At 67.6% G+C, this 20179-nt stretch carries 9 protein-coding genes; all 9 read right to left on the reverse strand.

All coding sequences use genetic code 11. From position 1 onward, the window contains the following. Window positions 1–968 precede the first annotated feature (968 nt). The 9 genes from B0293_RS36995 to B0293_RS37035 all read right to left on the reverse strand — a co-directional run bounded on the left by B0293_RS36995 (window position 969) and on the right by B0293_RS37035 (window position 19942). The gene (locus B0293_RS36995) at window positions 969–9287 is read right to left on the reverse strand and encodes a SpvB/TcaC N-terminal domain-containing protein (RefSeq protein WP_005151575.1); all 8319 of its coding nucleotides are present in this window, start codon (window positions 9285–9287) and stop codon (window positions 969–971) included. 288 nt (window positions 9288–9575) lie between these two features. Next, window positions 9576–10010, reverse strand: a complete 435-nt coding sequence (locus B0293_RS37000) for an ATP-grasp domain-containing protein (protein WP_005151573.1) — start codon at window positions 10008–10010, stop codon at window positions 9576–9578. Between the two features lie 18 nt (window positions 10011–10028). After that, window positions 10029–11069, reverse strand: coding sequence for an ATP-binding protein (locus B0293_RS37005; RefSeq protein ID WP_245191836.1), 1041 nt, complete (start codon window positions 11067–11069; stop codon window positions 10029–10031). A 248-nt stretch (window positions 11070–11317) separates the two neighbouring features. Next, window positions 11318–12856, reverse strand: a complete 1539-nt coding sequence (locus B0293_RS37010; RefSeq protein WP_005151569.1) for a S8 family peptidase — start codon at window positions 12854–12856, stop codon at window positions 11318–11320. Between the two features lie 27 nt (window positions 12857–12883). Further along, window positions 12884–14344: a trypsin-like serine protease gene (locus B0293_RS37015; RefSeq protein ID WP_005151568.1), complete on the reverse strand. Its 1461-nt coding sequence runs from the start codon at window positions 14342–14344 to the stop codon at window positions 12884–12886. A 26-nt stretch (window positions 14345–14370) separates the two neighbouring features. Further along, window positions 14371–15924, reverse strand: a complete 1554-nt coding sequence (locus B0293_RS37020; RefSeq protein ID WP_005151567.1) for a S8 family peptidase — start codon at window positions 15922–15924, stop codon at window positions 14371–14373. A gap of 276 nt (window positions 15925–16200) precedes the next feature. Beyond that, window positions 16201–18957 carry a helix-turn-helix transcriptional regulator gene (locus B0293_RS37025; RefSeq protein WP_005151565.1) on the reverse strand — a complete coding sequence of 919 codons (2757 nt, stop codon included), beginning with the start codon at window positions 18955–18957 and terminating at the stop codon, window positions 16201–16203. Between the two features lie 53 nt (window positions 18958–19010). Continuing rightward, a complete protein-coding gene (locus B0293_RS37030) occupies window positions 19011–19424 on the reverse strand; it encodes a hypothetical protein (protein ID WP_005151562.1) in 414 nt (137 codons plus the stop codon). A 95-nt stretch (window positions 19425–19519) separates the two neighbouring features. Next, window positions 19520–19942: an ATP-binding protein gene (locus tag B0293_RS37035; RefSeq protein WP_143254726.1), complete on the reverse strand. Its 423-nt coding sequence runs from the start codon at window positions 19940–19942 to the stop codon at window positions 19520–19522. Between the last annotated feature and the right edge of the window lie 237 nt (window positions 19943–20179).

The raw sequence follows: 20179 nt of genomic DNA on the forward strand, positions 1-20179 counted from the left end.
AGAAGCTAGATCGATCTTCCCTGACACGGAAGAGGTCACTGGTTCAATCCCAGTATCGCGCACCACCTTTGACTGAAGCCCCGCTTCTCTTCGGAGAGGCGGGGCTTCAGTCGTTCAGTGGCGCTCGCCCTCGGAGCGGTCACCAACTGCCCGTCACGGAAGGTGGCGTGCAGGTCCGCTCGCTCGGGATGAGCGCGACCAGCGGCCCGATCCCCCGGGTCTCGAGCGCTTACAGGCGCATCAGCGGGGTCACGTGGCCGCAGACCCTCGCGACGCCCTTCATCTTCTGCCCCAGCCGTGCTTGCCGAGCGACTTCGGGGGGTGCCGTCCTTCGTGGAAGGTGAAGGCCGGCAGGATCGGTTGCACCACTTCGGCCGACCGCGTGTGTTCAGCGTTACTTCCATCCCAGACCGGGCGCCAGTTCCGATTGCGGAAGTTCGACCGCCGCTGCGGCGCTCCCTCGGCACCGCAGCTCGTAGCCCAAAAAGTGTCAGTCGGCGCGCCATACCCGTCACGGCAGACTCGGCCGAGCGAGAAAGATCGTTTGGCCAACAACCACAGGTCACAGGACTCGCGCGGGCCGACGCGAAATTCGCGCGGGAATGGTGGCACTGGTTCTTCTTCGGCCAGCTCGCGAAACCCCGCCGACGCGTGATCAACGCCGACCCCGACGCCTGGTCCCCTGTTGATGCTCTGGTCCAGCCGCGACGACATGGCCGAGGACAATCCCGCCGACCTCGCGGCGGCACTGCGGACGTTCTTGGCGTAGCTGAAGCTACGGAGACTCGCGCGCTTCACGTCCGGACGCCGTAGCCGCAAAAACGGGAGGCCAGCGTGAGATAGCGCGAGCGGCACCGGCCCGTGCCTTGTCGACCATACGGTCGATTGCCTCACCGGCGTCAAGCGGAACACCAGTGGGGCACCCGGAGCTCGTTCCCGAGCCGCGGACGCCCCACTGGCCTTTCACTTCAGTTCCCGCAAATCCATCTCCGCTGCGAACAGTCGGGAGGGGGCTGCGTATTCTCGTATCCCCCGTTCGGAGCCAGCATGATCGTATGGCCGCCACTGCTGTAACCGGTACCCGTGACCGAATTCAGAACGGCCCGCTCGAGTTCGGCATTGGTGGGCGGCCTGCCGAGAGTCTTTTCGAGTTCCGTATAGGTCTTGCGTCCGACCGCGTTGTTGTGCAGGTCCATCAGTTCATTGTGTCGATCGTTGCCCAAGTACGCTTCGTGGGCGTCGGTCAACGCCTCCGCCGTCCGCGCACCTAGAATACCCGTCAGCAAGGCGCTCCAGTACGCGTGCTGAAAAGCGTTCCCGATGGTCCCGTCCGGCGGACCGCCCGCGTCATCTCCGGTACCACCTCCACCGAAGAGCGCCTTCGCCCGCTCTTTGGCTTCGGTCATCGCATTGTAGGCTTTCACGCCATTCAATGGATTGTGCGCGATGATATCAAGGATTACGACGTGCTCCCTGTTTGTGAGTTCCACTTCTCCGATCTTGGGAATCGAATAGGTCCTCCTCGGTCCGGCGCCAGGATATTTCGTCGGGAACTTGGCGTCCAATTCCGCTTTTTGCTGCTCGTCGAGAACCGGCCATTTTCCGGTGGGGTCGGTGAGCTTGACGGGATTGTTGTGGACGTAGGTGTGAGTGGCCAGGTTGTGAGGGTTGGTGATGCCACCCGCGGCCTTGGAGCCGGACATGAAGTCGGCGAGAGCCGGATCCGCGCTGGCCCAGAGTTGTGTTCTGGGGTTGTAGTAGCGCGCGCCGTGGTAGTAGAGGCCGGTCTCGTCGTCGAGTTCCTTACCGGTGAACTTGTACGGCGTATCGCTCTGACCGGCCTGTTCCTCCACCCAGGTTTCCCCGAACGGCATGTACTCGAGGTGTTGGGTGACGTTGCCCTGCCTGTCGGTCACGTAGCCGGATGAGCCGAGGTGGTCGGCGTGGAAGTAGGACTGGGTGTTCTCAAGTCCACTGGCGGCGACGGTCTTGGTGGTGAGGCGGCTGTCGCCGATGAAGATGTGCTTGAAGCCGGTGCCGTTACGTTCGCTGTAGCCACGGTTGGGGTAGAGCGACAGGCCGTCGCCTCGTTTGATGACGCGTTCACCGGCGACGTCGTAGGTGTAGCCGACGGTGGCGTCCTCGCAGCCTTCCGGGGTTTGAGGGACTGTCGCCGTGGTGGTGTCCTGATTGCAGGCGAGCCGGTTCTCCTCGTCCCACACGTACTGGCGTCTTTTGCCCTCTGCCTCGGTGTTCACCGTGTCGGTGAGGTTGCCGCTCGCGTCGTAGACCTGGGTGATCGGGCCCACCTTGCTCGGCGCGTGCGGTTTTCCGCTGCCGTAGTCGTACTTGTAGTCGTAGCTCCCCGCAGCCTCGATCGGCCCGGCAGACAGCGGCCCCAGCGCAGCGGGGCTCCCTCCTCCGCCCTGGACCGGCGACGCTGTGCCGCGGTTCAGCGACGCCGCTTGAGTGGTCGTGCCGGTTATCTCGTGGAACTGGGTCTTGCTCGTGGTGTTGTGGATGGAGTCGTAGCTCAGCGCCAGGGTGTACTTGTCCTGCTGGTTGTTCTTGGTCGTGTACTGACCGCCGGCGGAGGTGAGCTGGTAGAGGTCGTCGTAGCCGAAGGTCTGGCTGCTCGGACCACCGATCGTCGGGTTCTGTGCCGTGTTGTTGGCCAGCGCCGCGATGTTGCCGACCTTGTCGTAGGTATAGCCGAGATTCTGGAACTCGGTACCGCCCGGTGTCTTCGACTTCAGCGTCGCGAGCCTGCGGTCGGCCTGGTCGTAGGTGTAGGTGGTGCGCACCCCGTTCCCGGTCTGTTGCAGTACCTTCTGACCGAACTTGTCGTAGTCGAGGCGACCGAGGTAGATGTAGCCGGTGCCGTTCTTGGCCCCGGTTGCCCGGGTGACCTGGCCGCCGCTGTCGTAGTCGTAGCGGAGAACCTCGCCGTCCGGGTAGGTCATCTGGAGGACGCGGTTGAACGCGTCGAAGCGCCATCCGGTGGTGTAACCACGGTCCTCCTGCCCGGCGATCTTGATGGTGCGGGTTTCCCGGGTGGTCTCGCCCAACGGTCCGTAGCCGCGGGTGAGAGTTCCTGCCGCGTCGCGGATCTCGGTGAGCCGCCCGGCGGCGTTGTCCGGCGCGCCGGGTGCGCCGTGGGTGTAGGTGACGTTGTTGGCCGGGAAGGTCGGGTAGCGGACCGCGGTGAGACGACTGTGGTCGTAGTCGTACTCGACCTGTTTGCCGCTCGCGGTGATCTTCGCCGTCGGGTTCCCGGCCAGGTCGTAGCGCGTCTCGGTGCGGCCCGCGTCGGGGTTGTCGAGCACGGTTCGCCGGCCGAGGGTGTCGTACTCGGAGCGGGTGGTGTTGTTCTTGTCGTCCACCACGGTGGTGAGCTGACCGAGTGGGTCGTAGCCGTAGCTGGTCCAGATCACCGGATGCCCACCCGCCGGGTTGAACTCCTTGACCGCGGTGGTCTTCTCCCGCAGGTCTGTGTAGCTGCGCTTCTGCTTGCCGTTGCCGTCGGTCGCGATGGTTTCGAACCGGGTGACACCAGCGCGGTCGGGTCCGAAGGCATAGGCCATGGTGGTCGTGACCTCGTCCGGTGCGACCGTCTTGACCGGCCGGTCCAGCACGTCGAACGAGGCCCGGGTGGGCGCCACGGTGTCGAAGGCGGCATTGAACGTGGTGTTGCCGCCACCCTTGGGCTCGGTCACCGGGTGGTACTGCTCCACCACGCGGCCGACGAAGTCGAACTTGGTGCGGCCGGACACGGTCATGACCTGTTCGGGTTCGTCGCCGGGAGTGTTCGCGACCGACGCGTCCTTCTTCGTCTGCAGGACGTGTTTGAGACCGTCGGTGAAGGTGACGGTGTCGATGGTGTCCTCGCGGAGACCGGTGGCATCGCGGTCGAGGTGGCGCGTGGTGGCGTACGGAACGGTGGCTTCGGGGTGATAGTCGAAGTCGATCGTGGCCTTGCCCGAACCGATCTCATACGGTCCGGTCACCGTGTCCAAGCGGCCCACGCTGTCGTACGAACGCAGCACCTGCTGACCGTTCTGGTCGGTGGTCCGGTCCGGTTGCCCGTACTTGAGGTTGTGCGTCGCGCCCGACCGGAGCCCGAAGCTATCCACAATTGACTCGATGTGGACGCCGACGACGGTGTCGTAGCCGTACTCCAGCCGGTACCGCTGACCGGTCGTGTTGGCGGGCTTGGTGACCGCTTTCAGGTTCCCGTCCGGGTAGTACTCCAGGTCGGTGTCGGCCGAGATGGTGTCGGTGAGGTACGCGCGGACCTGCCGTACCGCACCGGTCACGCAGTCCACTGTGGATTCGCCGTGCCGCGACACGGCACCGCCGCCGGCACCACGCTGTTTGTGCAGGTTGACGGTGCCGATGAGGTTGCGCGCCCGGCAGGCCGGGTCGGATGCGGTGTAGCCGTAGGTGGTCTCGACGTCGTCGGCGGTGCCCTCGTCGGCCGCGTCGAACGAGCGAGTCAGGTTGCCGTAGTCGTCGTACGACATTTCGGTGTAGGTGGACTTACCAGGGTTCTCGCCACCCTCGTAGAAGTGCTTGTCCACCCGGGACAGTGCGGCGAACACACTGCCCGGCGCGGTGTCGCGCAACTGATAGGTGTTGACGGTTTCGGTGAACGGCCGCCCCGCACCGTCGGTGGTGCGGGTCCGGGAGGGCAGCCCCTTCGTGTACGGGCCGTCGGTGCGGTACTCCGTCGTCACCGCGCGGTACACGGCGTCGCCCGCCCCCGGGTCCCGGGTCTCGGCGACGACCTTGCCGAAGCCGTGGAACTCGCGTTCGAGCCGGTCGTACTTGCCGTGTTCGTAGCGGTAGGTGGTGAGCTGGGTGTCGGCTCCGTCGCCGGGACGTCCGTCGGACACGCTGGTGCGGGACAGCACCCAGCGGGACTCCGGCGTCGCCTGGGTGTTGCCGGTGCGGGTGTAGTCCAGGTCGATCTTCCCGCCCAACGGCCGCGTCACCGTGCGGAGCAGGTTCGTACGGCCGGTCTTGTTGACCGCGACCAGGAGCTCGTTGTCCCGGGTGGATTTGACATGGTCGGCCAGGCCGTCGCCGTTGAGGTCACGCAGGCCGATCTCGGCACGGCTGATGCTCGTGGAGGCGTTGGCGCCGGGGTTGAACACGAATGTGCCGACCGGAGTGGGGACGGGGAAGGTGAAGTAGACACCCGCGCCGAGGGTGGCGTTCTTGTCGACGGCGACGTCGGTGAAGCTGCCGCGGAAGGGCGTGGGCGCGGTGAAGCCGGTGCCGGTGTTGATGGCCACCTTGATCGGGTTGGCGCCATCGGTGAAGACGCGGTCGGTGAGACCATCGCCGTTGACGTCGAGCATGCTGGCGTTGGTGATCGAGGTGCCCAGTTCGGCGGACAGGCCGCCGGCGAAGCCGTAGTTGTCGACGTTGAAACCGAGGTTGACGCCGATGTTGCGCGTGGAGGCGTCGTTGATCGGACCCGCTGACCACGGTTCCTTGGCGGCGAAGCTGTAGCCGAGGTTGAGTTGGGCGTCGCCGTTGGCGAAGACCTTGTCCGGTAGACCGTCGCCGTTGATGTCGACGAGGTCGACGCGGGTGTCGGACTCGCCGCCGCCGATGCTGCCCCCGATCCCGAGCGCCGGTTGGACCGGGCCGGAGGTGGCGGTGTTGTTGCTGCTTCCGGCCTCCGGAGCGGCCAGGCCCTGTGCGCTGGCCATGGTGGCCGACTCACTGCCGCCGGAGTAGGACACGTTGCCGGACAAGGTGTCGGACTCGCGGACGTTGCCGCCGAGCGTGCCGCGTCGAGTGCCGAGCCCGCCGTCCATGTCGGTGAACTGGATCTCCTTGGCGCCGACGACATCGGGAAAGCGGTCACCGTTGAGGTCGACGTAGTCGACGGAACCCGCGGTGATCCCGCCGACGACCGTGCCCCCGAACGGACCGGCGGACAGCGTGCCGGAAACCTGGCCGGTCACGCCGCGGCGCATCACCGTGCGGTCACCGGCGACATCGGCGTCGGTGACCACATCGATGGTGTCCGCGCCGAGCCGGGAACTGGTCGCCATGGTGGCGGTGAACCAGGACGACTCGTCCTGCGCGGCCCAGCCGCCCTTGGCCGGGTTCGGAGCGAAGATCGCCAGCCGGGGCATGGCGATCCGGGGGTTCGCGGCGAACCCAGGGATGTCGGATTCCTTGGGCTCCTTGGGAAGGGCGTCCTTGAAACTCTGGTCGATCGCGAGTTCGGCCTGCTTGATGGGCTGGGTGGCGCGGTCGCGGTTGGCCTGGTAGCCGATCACACCCCAGCCGCGATAGGGCTGCGGGAACGCACCCTGCTGGGCGGAGCCGTGTGCCGCGCTCGGCGCCGGGCTGAACGTCGGCCATGGGGACGAGAGGTCGTAGGTGACCTTCGCGGACTGTTCGGCGACCAGACCGAACAGGTAGGGATCCGTTGTGGAGTGGTCGAAATACAGCTCGTCGCCCTCGGTGACAGGGACGACCACGTCCAGGTCCTGGCCGGGCGAGCCGTACTGCCCGTTGACGATGTCGACGACCCGCTTGCCCATGAGTTGCCCGCCGCGTTTCTTGACTGTGAACGCGATCTTGGTCGCTCCGGGAAAGCCGAAGTCGAGCTTCACGCCCGGCCGGACCCGCAGCTTGCCGGTCTTGGTCACCTTGTAGGTCTGCTGCGGCGCGGCGAGGGTGTCGGCGGGGTACATGTCGACGTCGAACGGCGGGCTGATCACCAGGCTCGGCTGGCCCTTGTCGTCGACAAGCGACTCCACTCCCGGCGCCTCCGTGTAGTGCGCCTTCGGTACCCAGGACACCGCGGAGACGTCGATCGAGGAGTCGGTCTTGATGTGCCAGGACATCTTCTCGAACTGGCTGACCGGGAGGCTCATGTCGATCTTGGTGGTCCCGGTCGACGCGGCGGGCAGGACCTTGCGGAACACCTCCGCCGGCGCGTGCACCCCGTTGCCCTTCGTGATCACCACGGTCACGTCATCCGAGGTCACCTTGCTCTTGACCACGTCGCCGGTCAGCTGAAGCTTGCCGGTCACCGGCACCATCACCTGCGACGAGCGGCCGCCGAGCGTGAAGTCCGCGGACGCACGGAACACGGTGTTCGCCAGCCCGTTCACGTCCGTACCGGCCGGCAGGTTGGTGTAGGCGATCGTCGGATCCCACGCCACCGTGTCGTACTTTCCGTCCAGAATGGACTGTGTGCGGAAGTAGAGCGCGTCGCCCTTCTTCACCGAGATCGCCGACACATTGGCCGGAGTGAACTCGGTGTGGTCGTCCGGGCCGATTCGTTGCGCCCAGAGTTCGGTGTCCTTGGCCTGGACGGTGACCCGCACACCGTCGGCTTTGGTGTACGCGGCGCGCGCGGGCGAGGGGTCCACGGTCAGTTGCACCCGGCCGTCGACGCGGACGGTGCCGTCGAACGGCGCGACCCAGCGGCGCACCGAGTCCAGCAGCGGCGAGTTGTCGACCTGCTGGTTGAACTGGGCGGTCTGGTCACCGACGATCTCGCCGGTCACCGCGCCTCCGCCGACCGGTACCGGGGTGCGGGTGGAATCCGCGCTGTAGGCGGGCTGGCCGTTGGCGTCCAGGTAGCCGAACAGCACGCCGCCGTTGTTGACCAGGTCGGTGATGCCGTCACCGTTGACGTCGCTGAAGAACCGATCCGACGTGGTCGTGGTTCCCACGAAGTCCAGCTGCGCGGCGATGGCGGCGACGAACGCCTCGACACCGATCGTGCCCGACAGCGTCCGCTCGGTCGAGATCCCCGGGAGGTCGCGCAACCTGACCGGCGTGTCACCGAACTTCGGTTCGCCTCCCGGGGTGCTCAGGTTGGGGCGGTAATACACGTCTTTGTTCTTGCGGAAGACCTTGTCCGGCAGGTTGTCGCCGTTCACGTCCACCAGCGCCGACAGGCCGTCGGACTGGCCGGCGTTGAACCCGACCTTCAGCCCGACGCCACCCTGCTTGACCGGCCACCCCTGAACGTTGTAGCCCGCGAACAAGTGCGCACCGAATCCGACGGAGGTGTTCGCCGAGATCGCACTCGCCTCACCTTCCCGGATGTTCACGCCCAGATCGTCATCCGGGACCGACCACCCGGCGGCGTCGGAGAACCCGGTGTAGTTGCCCGCCTGGTCACGCACTTCGTCGAAATAGTCGAACGAGTGGGTGTTGAACAGCTTGCCGTCCTCGCCGAACTGCGACACCGACGCCAGCAACGTCTTCGCGAACGCGCCGGTCCGGTAGTTCAGTTCGTAGGCCCGGATCAGCTGGTCGTCCAGCTTCACCTCGACCCGCCGCAGCAGGTCCGCGGTCACCTTCTTGAACCCGCCACGAGCGTCGATCTGCACATCGCCGCGGCGTGGCTCGCCCCGATCCCGGTCCCGCAGGAACGTCACCGAGTATTTACCCTCGGTCGCACCGTGACCGGTGTAGGTGATCCGCCTCGGATACAGGTTGCTACCCGGCACCGTCGACTTCGCGGTGCCACCGTCTTCCACCCTGGCGTAGTGGTAGCGCAGCACGTTGTCGTTGGTGTCACGGACCTCGCGCGCCGCCCACGTCGCCACACGACCCGAGGCGTCGGTCAACGTGGTGTTCTCCGCACCGCCGAACACCGTGCGAGTGCCCGACTTGTCGGTGACCTCCCACCAGTAGTTCGCGGGCTTGTCCCCATGGCGCACGATCCGATCGAACCGGCTCTCCACCTTCGCGTGGAACACCTTCTCCGCCGTCCGCGCCTGCAACGGACCCCGATGGGCCACCGGCGTCAACTGCTCACCACCCAGCACGTAGGTCTCGGTCTCCAGCCCGGCGTCGAAGCGCGGCACCCCCCAACGGGTGTCCACCGAAATGGACGGCACGGAGACGTCCCACCCGACACCCAGCCAGCCGTTCGCGCCCGCGGAGCTGTACGACACCGCCAGTTTCGGCTCGAGGCCCGCTCTCCCCTTGGGCACCTCCAGCGGATACGACATCCGGGCATCGCCCGTGGGATTCGCCGCCGGCGGCCCGATCAGGTTCACCCCGGCGCCCGGATCGGCCGCCTTGATGTCCTTGATCTGATTCGGGTCGAACGCAGTTCCCTCCGGGTGCTCGGGAACCGTCACCGCCCCGTCCGCGCCCGAAGCCAGCCCCGCCTCACGCACCGAAGCGGGCGGACCCGCGCTCGGAACGGCCATCGCCACCAACGCCAGTGACAACACGACCACCACGGCCTTGTGGCGATGACGAACCGGACGAGCCCACGCGAAGACAGACATGCCCCCGACCCCCTCTGGATCAATGGATTCGACTATCGGGTCCCAGCGAAGGGCGACATTTCCTGTCGCGCGCGGGATCGAGCGGTGACACGTCTGACGAAGACATTCGATCGAATAGTCGAAACGAACTAGAACGTTCGGGCGAACTCCCCCGCCGGGATCAGCGCGTGATCCCCGCAAAAGACGAGACTTCGATCTCCGGTGACGCTATCGGCGGCTCATGAAATTTCGATGAAACGCCCCTTGTCGGCACAGAATGACCGGCGGCGCGGCCAGTTGGGAAAAGCCTTACATGTCTGGCATCCGGTCCGCCAGTCTCAGTGCGGCCGCGATCGCGGTCAGCCGTGCCTTCGCCGCGTCGTGATCGGGCGAACGGCTCGCGTACTTGGCCGAGGTGGCGATGAATCCCTGACCTCCCCCGTACTCACAGTCCACAACGGACACGAAGACCGGCCGCCCGGCCACGATCACCGCGTCGACGCACACCTCACGTCCCGGCAAGAACTCCTCGATGACCGCCGTGCGGGACGGCGAGAGCGACCGCACCACCGGCCATTGCCTCCGCGCCTCGGCCTCGTCGTCGACCGCGAGCACCCCCGCGCTGCCCGCCGAGTCCACCGGTTTGAGAACCGCGCGCCCGGTGGCCTCGGCGTAGAACTCGCCGAGGTCGTCCGGACCGGTGACCCGCCGCCAGTACGGCACCGTGATCCCGGCTCCGGACAACAGTTCCCGCTGCCGCCATTAGGAACGCGCGACCTCGGCCCGTTCCGAACCCACGCCCGGAAGTCCAAGCTGTCCGGCCACCTTGGCCGCGGTGGCCTGGGACGCGTCCGACAAGGTGGTCACGCCGTCACAGCCGCGGACCAGCTCCACGATCTGATCGACGTCGGCACTGCCGTCGCGCGCGTCCACGGGGTGAAAGGCGTCGGCCAGCCCGGCGAACACCGAACAGCACGCCCAGACGGCCCGCTCGGTGTCGGAGCAGAGGGAATGACTCCACTCGATGGTGGCGCGCAGCGTCCGATGCCGCTCGACGGGCATCCGGAGACCGGTGGACAGCACCCCCGAACTCCGCTCGACCCGGTCGGCGATCTGCGACGGCGACAGGACGCGGATCCGGGCCGCCGCGAGCTCGATCGCCGGCGGCAGACCGTCGAGGCCGCGGCAGAGGCGAACGACGTCCGCGACGTTGTCCTCGGTGACCTCGAACGACGGCAGGACGTTCGCGGCCCGCTCCGCGAACAGCCGCACGGCGCCGAACGTGAGTGCCTCACCGGGTGTCTTGTTCTCTTCCGGCACGGCCAGGGACGGGATGGTCAGGACGTGCTCACCGGCGATCCCCAGGGAGCAACGGCTGGTGGCCAGGACCACGAGGTCCGGGCAGTCGCGGAGCAACGCCGTCACCAGGTCGGCGCTGCCGGGCAGGAGATGCTCGCAGTTGTCCAGCAACAACAAGGACCGCCGGGGGCGCAGGTACGACACGACAGCCTCCAGGTCGGTCCGCCCCGCCGTGTCGTGCAGCCCCAGGCTGTCGGCGACCGTGCGCGTGACGAGCCGTTCGTCCCGTAACTCCCCCAGCCCGGCGACCGCCACCCCGCCGGGGAACTCCCGGGTGAGCGAACTGGCCACCTGCGCGGCCAGCCGCGTCTTGCCCGCACCGCCCGCGCCGGTCAAGGTGACCAGACGGCCGGCGCCGAGCAGGCGCCGCACCTCGTGCTCGTCGTCCGCACGGCCGACGTAACTCGTCAAGGGCCGCCGATGGACCTCACTGTCGCTCGTCATGTCCCTCACCCGTAGACCGTTTGGTCTCATATCGAAGCATGTCTTCGGAGAGATGTGGGCCATTCGGCCCAGCGTGGAGCAGACGTCGCCGTGTCTTTCACGGCGGAGACCCGCCGTGGCGAAGCCGGTCCGCCGGCCGCAGATCCAGCCGGAGAGGGGGTCTCCACCCGGGGTGACGGCCGGATCGGACGCGGTGAGGTGGGACCGGTCGCCAAGCCCGGCCCCACCTCATTTTCTTCGCCCCCGGGTCAGAACGTGACGGTGAACCCGTCGATCGAGCCGGTGTCGAACCGGTAGACGTCCTGGGCGCTCAGCTTCCAGGTTCCGTTGGCGTTCTCGCCGGAGGCGTCCACCGTGTACGTCTCGTGGACACCGCCTGCCGTGCCGACTCCACCGGAGCCCTTGAGCCGGTACGCCTTCCCGCTCGGCCCGATCAGGTCGAGTACCAGGTCCGCGGTGTAGGTGTGCGAGATGTCCACCTTCACCGGCAACGACGAGGACGCCCTGCCGTCACAGCCGTCCTGCGTCACCGTGCTCGTCACCGCGGCACCGGCGTCCGGGATGGACACCGGGGTGGTGTTCGACTTCGTGCCGCACTTCGGCGCCGGGCCACCGCCGCCGATGAACGAGACGTTGAGCAGTTTGTTCAGCGAACCGCTGCCCGGGTTCTTGACGACACCGTCGGAAGCGTTGTTCACCAGCGCGTCCCGGACCTGTTTCGGGGTCGCGGACGGGTTGGCCGCCAGGTAGAGCGCGGCCGCGCCGACGACGTGCGGTGTCGCCATCGAGGTCCCGCTCATTCCGGCGGACCCGCCGTTGCTCGGGCTCAACGAGGTGATGTTGGTGCCCGGCGCGAAAATGTCGGTGCAGCTCCCGTAGTTGGAGAACGACGAGCGGTTGTCACTGGAATCCGTCGCGTTCACCGTGATGGCTTCCGGCACCCGCGCCGGGCTGGTGTTGCAGGCGTCGGTCGAGGCGTTGCCCGCGGCGATGCCGTAGACGACTCCGGACGCGATGGATCGCTTGACCGCGTCGTCACCGACACCCGGCGCGTCCGTGGTGAGGCTCATGTTCGCCACGGCCGGTTTCGTCGCGTTGGCCGTCACCCAGTCGACGGCGTCGATGATGCCCGAGTCCGGCCCGGTGTTGTCGCAGCCCAGCACCTTGAGCCCGACGATCTTGACCTTCTTGGCGACCCCGTAGGTCTTGCTGCCGATGGTGCCGGCGGTGTGGCTGCCGTGGCCGTTGCAGTCCTTGCCGTCACCGCCCATGAAGTCCTTGCCGAGGCTGGCCCGGCCTTCGTACTCCGGGTTGCCGGGGTTGATGCCGCTGTCGAGGTCGTACGCGGTGACGCCTTCACCGCTGTTGTTGTAGGTGTACTTCTTGTCCAGCGGCAGGTTCTTCTGATCGACGCGGTCCAGGCCCCAGGTCGGGTTGGCCTGCGTGTCGGCGCCGCGGGCCGTGCCGTCCTGGTAGACGGCCTTGACCGACGGATCGGCGGCGAGCCGCCGCGCCTGCTTCTCAGTCATCTTCTTGACCGAGAAGCCGTTCAGCGCGGCCGACCAGGTCGAGCGGACCTCGCCGCCGAAGCGCTGGGTCAGCGACGCGGACGACGCCTGCGCGGTGGCGAGGCCGTCCTTCAACACCACGATGTACTGGTCGCCGTAGTGCTGTTTCGCCTGGATCACCACACCTTCGGCTTCCGCGGCGACGGCGTTCCCGACGCCGAGCGCCAGCAACGGTGTCAGAGCACCCAGTGCCAGCAGGAGCTTTCGATGGTTACGCATGGTGGATCACCTCCGTGTTCGTCGTGGTCACTGGACGGTGAGCGTGTACGTGGCGGTCGAGGTCTTGCCGGAACTGTCCTTCGCCGTCACGGTGATCGGGTACGTACCGGCCTGGAAGGGCGGGAAGACCTGCATCGTCGACGTACCGCCGCTGGAGATGGTCTGCGGGTTGAAGAACGGCGCGAACGGCAGGCCGGAGCCGGAAGCCGAGAGCGTGATCGAACCACCGCCACCGGTCACGGACACCTTCGTGCTGACCATCGAACCCGGGCGAGCGGTCCCCGAGGCCGGGTCGAGCGTCACCTTCAGGTCACCCGGCTCGCTGCCGCCCTTGCCGACGGTCAGCGTCAGCGTGGTGGTCACGGTGTCGGTCGTTCCCTTGCCGGAGACGGTGATCGTGTAGTCCCGTTCCGGGGTGCCCGCCGCCGTTTCGATCGTCAGCTTCGCGGTGTCACCCGACTTGATGGTGGACGGCTGGAAGGTCGCCTTGGCGCCGTCGGGCAGCCCGGACGCGGTCAGCGCGACGTTCTCGCTGCCGTTCTTGCCCGGCTTGCTCGTGATCGACGTCGAGATGTACTTGCCGGGGTCGACCTTCACCGAACCCGGCGACGCCGCGAGGGTGAACTTGTCGGCGCTGGGCGCGTCGCCGATCTGCTGCTTGACCCAGTCCCCCATCTCGTTGTTCAGGCGGCTGTAGACGCTGTACCACTTGAAGTCGCTGCGGCTCCACGAGGTGATGCCGACGACCACGCCGTTGACGATGAACGGCCCACCGCTGTCACCGGGCAGCACGGTCTTGCGGCCGTCGGAGTAGCCGGCGCAGATCATCGTCTTGGGGTCGACGCCGTTCTCCACCCCGGTGCACTGGTTCGCGTTGACGATCGGCAGGGTCAGCTTCTGCAGGGTGACGTCGGCGGGGCTGTCGTTCTGGGTCTTCTTGCCGTATCCCAGACTGAAACCGTCCTTGCCCGGCGTCTCCAAGCCGGTGTCGGCGGACGTGGCGACCTTCGCGTATCCGCCCGCAGGGACGGGGATGTCGGCGTCGGTGGTGATGATCGCGACGTCGTAACCGTTCCAGGGCTGGGTGAACTTGGGGTGGAGCTGGTAATCGACGGCCTTGAGCTGGGTACCGCCAGTGCTCTTCAGGTCGTCGAGTCCATAAAGGACGGACTTCTCACCCGCGAGTTCCTTGCAGTGCGCCGCGACCATCACCTTGCGGGGCGCCACGACCGAACCGCTGCAACTCTGTCCCTTGGGGCGTGATCCGCCTTCACGCAGGGCTGCGATGGCGAACGGGTAGTCCTTCACCGAGGCCGGGACGCCGCCGATGCCCTGGGCGTGGGCGCCTTCGGGGATCCGGACGTCACCGGTCGGGGCGATGGCCGACGTGACCGGCTGGGGCGCCGCCCCGGCGGTTCCGCCGACGACGGGGACCGACAGCGCCGTCATCCCCAGCGCCAGAAGGCCCAGGATTCTCTTTCTCTGCACGGTGTTTCCTTTCACAGGGAGGGAAATCAGAAGGTCAGGCCGAAGCTGTCGATGGCGCCCGCGTCGAAGCGGTAGACGTCCTGGACGCGCAGCTTCCAGTCGCCGGAGCGGTTCTCGGCCGAGGTGTCGACGGTGTAGGTCTTGGAGAGGTCGATCGAGCTTTCGCCACCGGCCTGCTTGAGGTTGACGACCTTGCCGCTCGGCGTCACGAGGTCGATCTTCAGATCGCCGGAGTACGGGTGCTTGATCGCCACGGTGACCGAGGTGCCCGACGTGCCCTTGGCGTCGCAGGAACCGATGGTCACGGTGCTGGACACGGCGTCACCGGCGTCCGGGATGGCGACGTCGTCGGTGCTGCTACCGCCCGCGCAGGACGGCGGATTCGGCGTGCCGCCGTCGAGGAAACCGGTGTACAGCAGCTTGTTCGGCGAGCCCTTGACATCGGAGATCTTGCCGGGGGTGGTGTTGTCGAGCAGCGCCTTGGTGACCTGCGCCGGGGTGGCCGACGGATTCGCGGTCAGGTAGAGCGCGGCCGCGCCGGCGACATGCGGGGTGGCCATCGACGTGCCGCTCATCTGCTGCGTGCCGCCGCCGTTGCGGGTGGAGGTGATGTTACTGCCCGGCCCGAACAGGTCGGTGCAGGTCCCGTAGTTCGACGACTGCGACGAGTTGAAGATCGACCGCTTGTCCTGCGCGTCGCTCGCGGCGACCGTGATCGCCTCCGGCGTGCGGGCGGGCGAGACGTTGCAGGCGTCCTGCCCCTCGTTGCCCGCGGCGACCGTGACGGTGATCCCCGCCCGGACAGCGCCCTGCACCGCCTGGTCCACTGTGGACGTCGCGCCGCCGCCGATGCTCATCGTGAGCACCGCGGGCTTCTTGGCGTTCTTGGTGACCCAGTCGATTCCGGAGACGATCGTCGACCACGGCGCGCTGGAATTGCAGCCGAGCACGCGCACGGCCACGATCTTCACGCCCTTGGCGACACCGTAGGTCGTGCTGCCGACGGTGCCCGCGACGTGGGTGCCGTGACCATGGCAGTCGGAGGCGTCGCTGTCGCTGTCGACGAAGTCGTATCCGCTGCTCGCGCGGCCACCGAACTCGGACTGCCGGTAGTCGGTCCCGGTGTCGAGGACGTACACGGTGGCACCGTCGCCCTTGTTGGCGTAGCTGTACTTCTTGTCCAGGGGCAGATCCTTCTGATCGATCCGGTCCAAGCCCCAGGTGGGATCGTTCTGGGTGTCGGTGGCGTGGGCGAGGGCGTCCTGCTCGACCGTGGCGACGGCCGGGTCCGCGGCGAGCTTCCGGGCCTGCGCCTCCGTCATGCGGCCGGCGAAGCCGCGCAGCGCCGCGTCGTAGGTGCGGGTGACCTGCGCGCCATAGCCCGAGGCCAGCGAGTGGGCGTCGGCGGTGGCGGCCTGACCGGGTTTGAACGTGACGAGGTAGGCACCCGGGATGGCGCCGGGACCACCCTTCAGCACGGCCTGTTCGCCCGCGGAAGCGGCGGCGGGGAGGACGAGGGTGGCGGCGGACAGGGCCGTGGCCAAGGCCAAGGTCCATCGAGGACGGAAACGTTCACGCATCGGCATACTCCTGAAGGTGGGGAATCGGCGCCGGGCGGGAGAGAGCGAAGGCGACCGCGACGCTGTGACAACAGTGAATTTTCCGCGAGCCGAGAACAATAGTGGTTGTCCACGATGGACTACTCATTAAATTCACAGGGCCGCCACCAGCACTTTTGCCGCCAGACGTGCCGGTTCGAACCGATTGGAATCACTAAGACCCGTATGCCGAAAAAGTAAGTGACCTCATCAATCTACGCGGACATGAAAAGGTCAAAGTCGAGTGAATCACATGATTCAGGTGGTTTTCGACCCGGTGAGCCGGTCCCGCAGCAATTCTTCACTCAGCACGGCGCGCGAAGGCAGCTCGAGTTTGCACAGCGCGCGGCCGAGATGGACCTCGACGGTGCGTGCCGACAGGAACAGGCGTTCGGCGATCTGGCGATTGGTCAGGTTCTGCGCGGCGAGGCCGACGACCTCGAGTTCACGCGGTGACAGCGCCTTGCCGTAGCCGCGACGGCCGCGTCGCGGGACGTCCGGGCTGTGAGCCGCGAGCGCTCGGCGGCACCGCTGCGCGTCGGCGAGGGAGTCCAGCGCCCGGTAGGTCGTCTCGGCCGAGGTGAGCGCGCCCAGCACCCGTTCGTGCTCGCCGAGTTCGGCGTAGCACTCGCCTGCGAGCTCCTCGGCGCCCGCGGCCGCTTGAGGTCGCGGCAACGCTTGGTAGGACCGCGCCGAGCGGCTGAACAGTTCGGCGGCTTCGGCGGCGCGGGGCCGGGCGAGCAAGCCCCGGCAGAACAAGTCCGCTGCGAGAGCGAGTGGCGCGTCGCGGCCGGCGATCCCTTCCTGATACTCGGCCAGCAGCTTTTCGGCGGATTCGGTCTCGTGTGCCCCGATCAGGATCCGTACCGCGAGCGGAAGCAGTTCCGCCGCCCACACCCAGTTGTTCTTGCGGCGGACGTTCGTCAACCCGTACTCGACGAGACGGCGCGCCCCCGCCAGGTCCTTGCCCGCCAGCCGGACCGCCGCCCGCCCCGCGAACGACGAGGCCTGCAAGGGAACACTGCCGGCCGAAAGCCCGAACGCGGCGTCGAAATCGCGCAACGCCGCCGCCCGCCGTCCGCGCCCGAAGTGGTACCAGCCGAGCGCCAGCAGCGGCTCACCGGCCAGGGAACTGTCTTCACCCACGCGCGCGATCAGGTCACGAGCCCCACTGTCCACTGTGGACAATTGACCCATCGCGACGTCTAGCCGCAGATCCGTACCCGCGGCCAAGGCCTCCAGATAGGGCTGGTGTTCGTCCTGGATCAGTCTCCGCGCCGTCGCGAGATACGACCTGGCCACCGGGTAGTAACCGTTCCACGCCGCCGCGTCGGCGAGGTTGATGTAGGTCCGGCAGACCTGACGGCGCACATCGGCCGACCGTGGCGAATCCGGAAGTGTGCCGACGTCGAGCCAGACACCGGGATCGGCCACCTGCATCCGGCTGGACATCCGGTTCGCGGTGACCGCGGCGAGCAGCTCGACGTCGCGGATGCCCCGGCTGGCGCGCTCGGCCTGATCGAGCCAGCGCAGGTTCTCTTCGACCGGGATCGCGCCGAGGTGCGGGAGTGCCAGCGTGACCAGACCACGCGCGAGCAGGCCGCGATGGTCGGAGAGGTCGGCGACGGCCAGCTGGATCTCCGAGCGGCCGGCGTCGATCTGCCCGTTCTGGTTGATCAGCACCCGGCCGAGATTGATCCGGATCTCGCCGCGGGCGGTCTTGCTCATCGGCCACTCCCGCACCGCCGTGCGCAGCAAGCGGACCGTCGGCTCCTTGATCAGCTCGTAGGCGGTTTCCCTGCTGAGCCTGACCGCGAAGTTCTCCCGGTCGGCGCGGGAAAGTCCCTCGTCACCGAGCGCGGCTTCGAGCAGGCGGACGGCTTCGTCCGGCTTGCCGTCGGCCACCGCGGTGTCGACGGCCTCCGAGGTCCACCGCACCCATTCGCCGAGTTCACCGGCCGCCCGGTGGTGCTGTGCGATTCTCGACGCGTCCGGTTCAGCCGAACCGGCGAGGAGACGAGCGACGCGACCGTGCAGGCGGCACCGGCGAGGTCCGGGGATGGCGGCGTGGACGACCTCCGCAACCAGAGGACTGCGTGCGGCGTACCGCCCTCTGCCCAAATCTCGCAGAAATCCCGCGTCGAGAGCGGAGAGCAGCGCATCGTCGACGGCATCGCCGTCCATTTGGGACAGTGTCGCCAGCTCGGCGCTACCGGCCGGGCGACCGAAGACCACAGCCGCTTCGGTGACGGCGGCGCAGCCCGGATCCGCTTTCGTGAGCCTGGCCGCGAGCGCGGCGGACCAGGCCTCCGGCATGGACGTGCGGACCGATTCCAGGACCGCGTGCACGGCTCCGCGCACACCGCCGGTCCTTCGATGAACCCGTTCACCGAGCTCACGCGAACCGGCCAGCGACACCACGTCGTCGACATCCAGCGGCGCCAAGGTGAGCATCGCGGTCACCCCCGATTTCGGCGGCCACCAGGACTCACTCTGCCCGGGCCGTTGCGCCCGAATCGTCGAGGTGGTGACGACAGCCAGCCGTGGAGAGGGATTGCCCGCCAGGAACCGGAAGAGATCTTGGGTCTCCTCGTCGGCTTCGTCCGCGTCGTCCGCGAGCAGGACCGTGCGGTCGTGCGCGGTCAGCAGTTCCCGGAGCGCCCGGAAGACGAGGTGACGGCCGTTCGTGTCGGACGGCGCGGTGGGGAGCACTCCCGCCAGTTCGGGCAGCAGGGGCCGAAGAACTCCGGCGAGCGGCGACAGGAGCGCCGCGACCGCGGTCCACCTGCCGAGGTCGGCGCTCAGCGCTTCGAGCACCGGGCCGAGCGGGACGGGTCGCCGGCGCCGGGCGCAGCGGACCCGGACCACGGCGCAATCCCCGGCTTCGCGTCGCGCGAGCTCGTCGAGCAGCCGTGTCCGGCCCGCTCCAGGTTCGCTTTCGACCACGGCGAAGGCGGGACACCGGGCGATCGCCCGTGCGGTCCCTGCGACGAGATCCGCGGTCGCACCGTTCATGAAACGACTCTAAGCGCGAACCTCCCGTCCGGGATTTCTCTAAGGGCCCTCATTTAATGCGAGGCCGGACGGGCCAGCTCGACGAGACTGTCGAACAGCACCTCCGCGGACCGGCACACGGCCAGCGGAGGCACCTCGAACGGGCCGATGACCTCGGTCAGCTGTTCCCAGGCGAACCGGCCCAGCACCCTGGCCAGCACGATCCTCACGGCGGCGGGCTCTCCCTCGCGCGACCGCAACGCCTCTTCGCCGCCACTGAGCCGTCCTTCGGGTTCGAGCGCGTCGAGGCACCGCGAGAGCACCTCGCCGGTCAGCCGGACCACTGCCGCGCGTGACGGCCCCCGCAGGTAAGGGGCGACGTCCGCCAAGGCCGCCATCCGGTGAAGCACGCCGGCCACCATGCGGTCCCGTACATAGCGCGGTCCGAGGGTGGAAACGGTCGCGGGCTCCTCGAATCGCTTCGACACGATCCCCAGCTTTGCCGGGGCGCCGAGGCCCCAGCCAGACCTGAAGCGATAGATGAGGACCCGTAGCTATTGACCGGCCGCTTCGAACCCCGAGGTCAGGACTCACCTCGGTGATCGGCCGGTGATCGGCTGAGTGGCAGTTCGGCCCAGACGGTCTTGCCTTCGGGACCACATCGCTGTCCCCAGCGGCTCGCTCCCCGGGCGACGAGCCGGAGGCCGAGCCCCGCGCCCTCGCCGGCGTGCGCCAGCCTCGGATTGGCGTCGTCGATCTCCATGCGCACCCGGCCCGCGGCCAGGTCGACGGTGACGGCCCGGCAGACGTGCCCGTGGACCACCGCGTTCGTCACCAGCTCGTCGAGCACCATGACCGCGTCGTCGGTCAGGTCGCCGCACGCGTCCGGACGGTGCCGTCGCACCAGCGCCCTGAACCAGCGTCTCGTTCGCCCCAGCCCGGCGGCATCACGAGGTGGCGAGGGCAACCTTTCCCCCACTGTCGTGCCCTGATCGCTGTCCGACATCCGGACCCACCTTCCCCAGACGGATACTCCCGCGTGAAGTACCCGTTCCTCGACGGATTCAGTCATGAACCGAGGACAGCCGGCAGCCGAAAAGAACCACCCGTCGGCTTGACCTGCCGAGCACCGCGCCGGCGAGCCGCGGCGGATACGGACCGTAGGCGTTGTCCCTCGCGCCACAGGCACGGACACCGGGAATGGCGCAGAGCGGTTTCAGCAGCTTCGGGGGTGCCGCGCCGC

It is taken from the genome of Amycolatopsis azurea DSM 43854 (assembly GCF_001995215.1).
Lineage (GTDB): Bacteria > Actinomycetota > Actinomycetes > Mycobacteriales > Pseudonocardiaceae > Amycolatopsis > Amycolatopsis azurea.

What these genes read in the sequence shown, in the direction of transcription:
- B0293_RS36995 (WP_005151575.1), bottom strand. Translation starts at nt 9,287, where the DNA reads ATGTCTGTCTTCGCGTGGGCTCGTCCGGTTCGTCATCGCCACAAGGCC.
- B0293_RS37005 (WP_245191836.1), bottom strand. Translation starts at nt 11,069, where the DNA reads ATGACGAGCGACAGTGAGGTCCATCGGCGGCCCTTGACGAGTTACGTC.
- B0293_RS37010 (WP_005151569.1), bottom strand. Translation starts at nt 12,856, where the DNA reads ATGCGTAACCATCGAAAGCTCCTGCTGGCACTGGGTGCTCTGACACCG.
- B0293_RS37020 (WP_005151567.1), bottom strand. Translation starts at nt 15,924, where the DNA reads ATGCGTGAACGTTTCCGTCCTCGATGGACCTTGGCCTTGGCCACGGCC.
- B0293_RS37025 (WP_005151565.1), bottom strand. Translation starts at nt 18,957, where the DNA reads ATGAACGGTGCGACCGCGGATCTCGTCGCAGGGACCGCACGGGCGATC.
- B0293_RS37035 (WP_143254726.1), bottom strand. Translation starts at nt 19,942, where the DNA reads ATGTCGGACAGCGATCAGGGCACGACAGTGGGGGAAAGGTTGCCCTCG.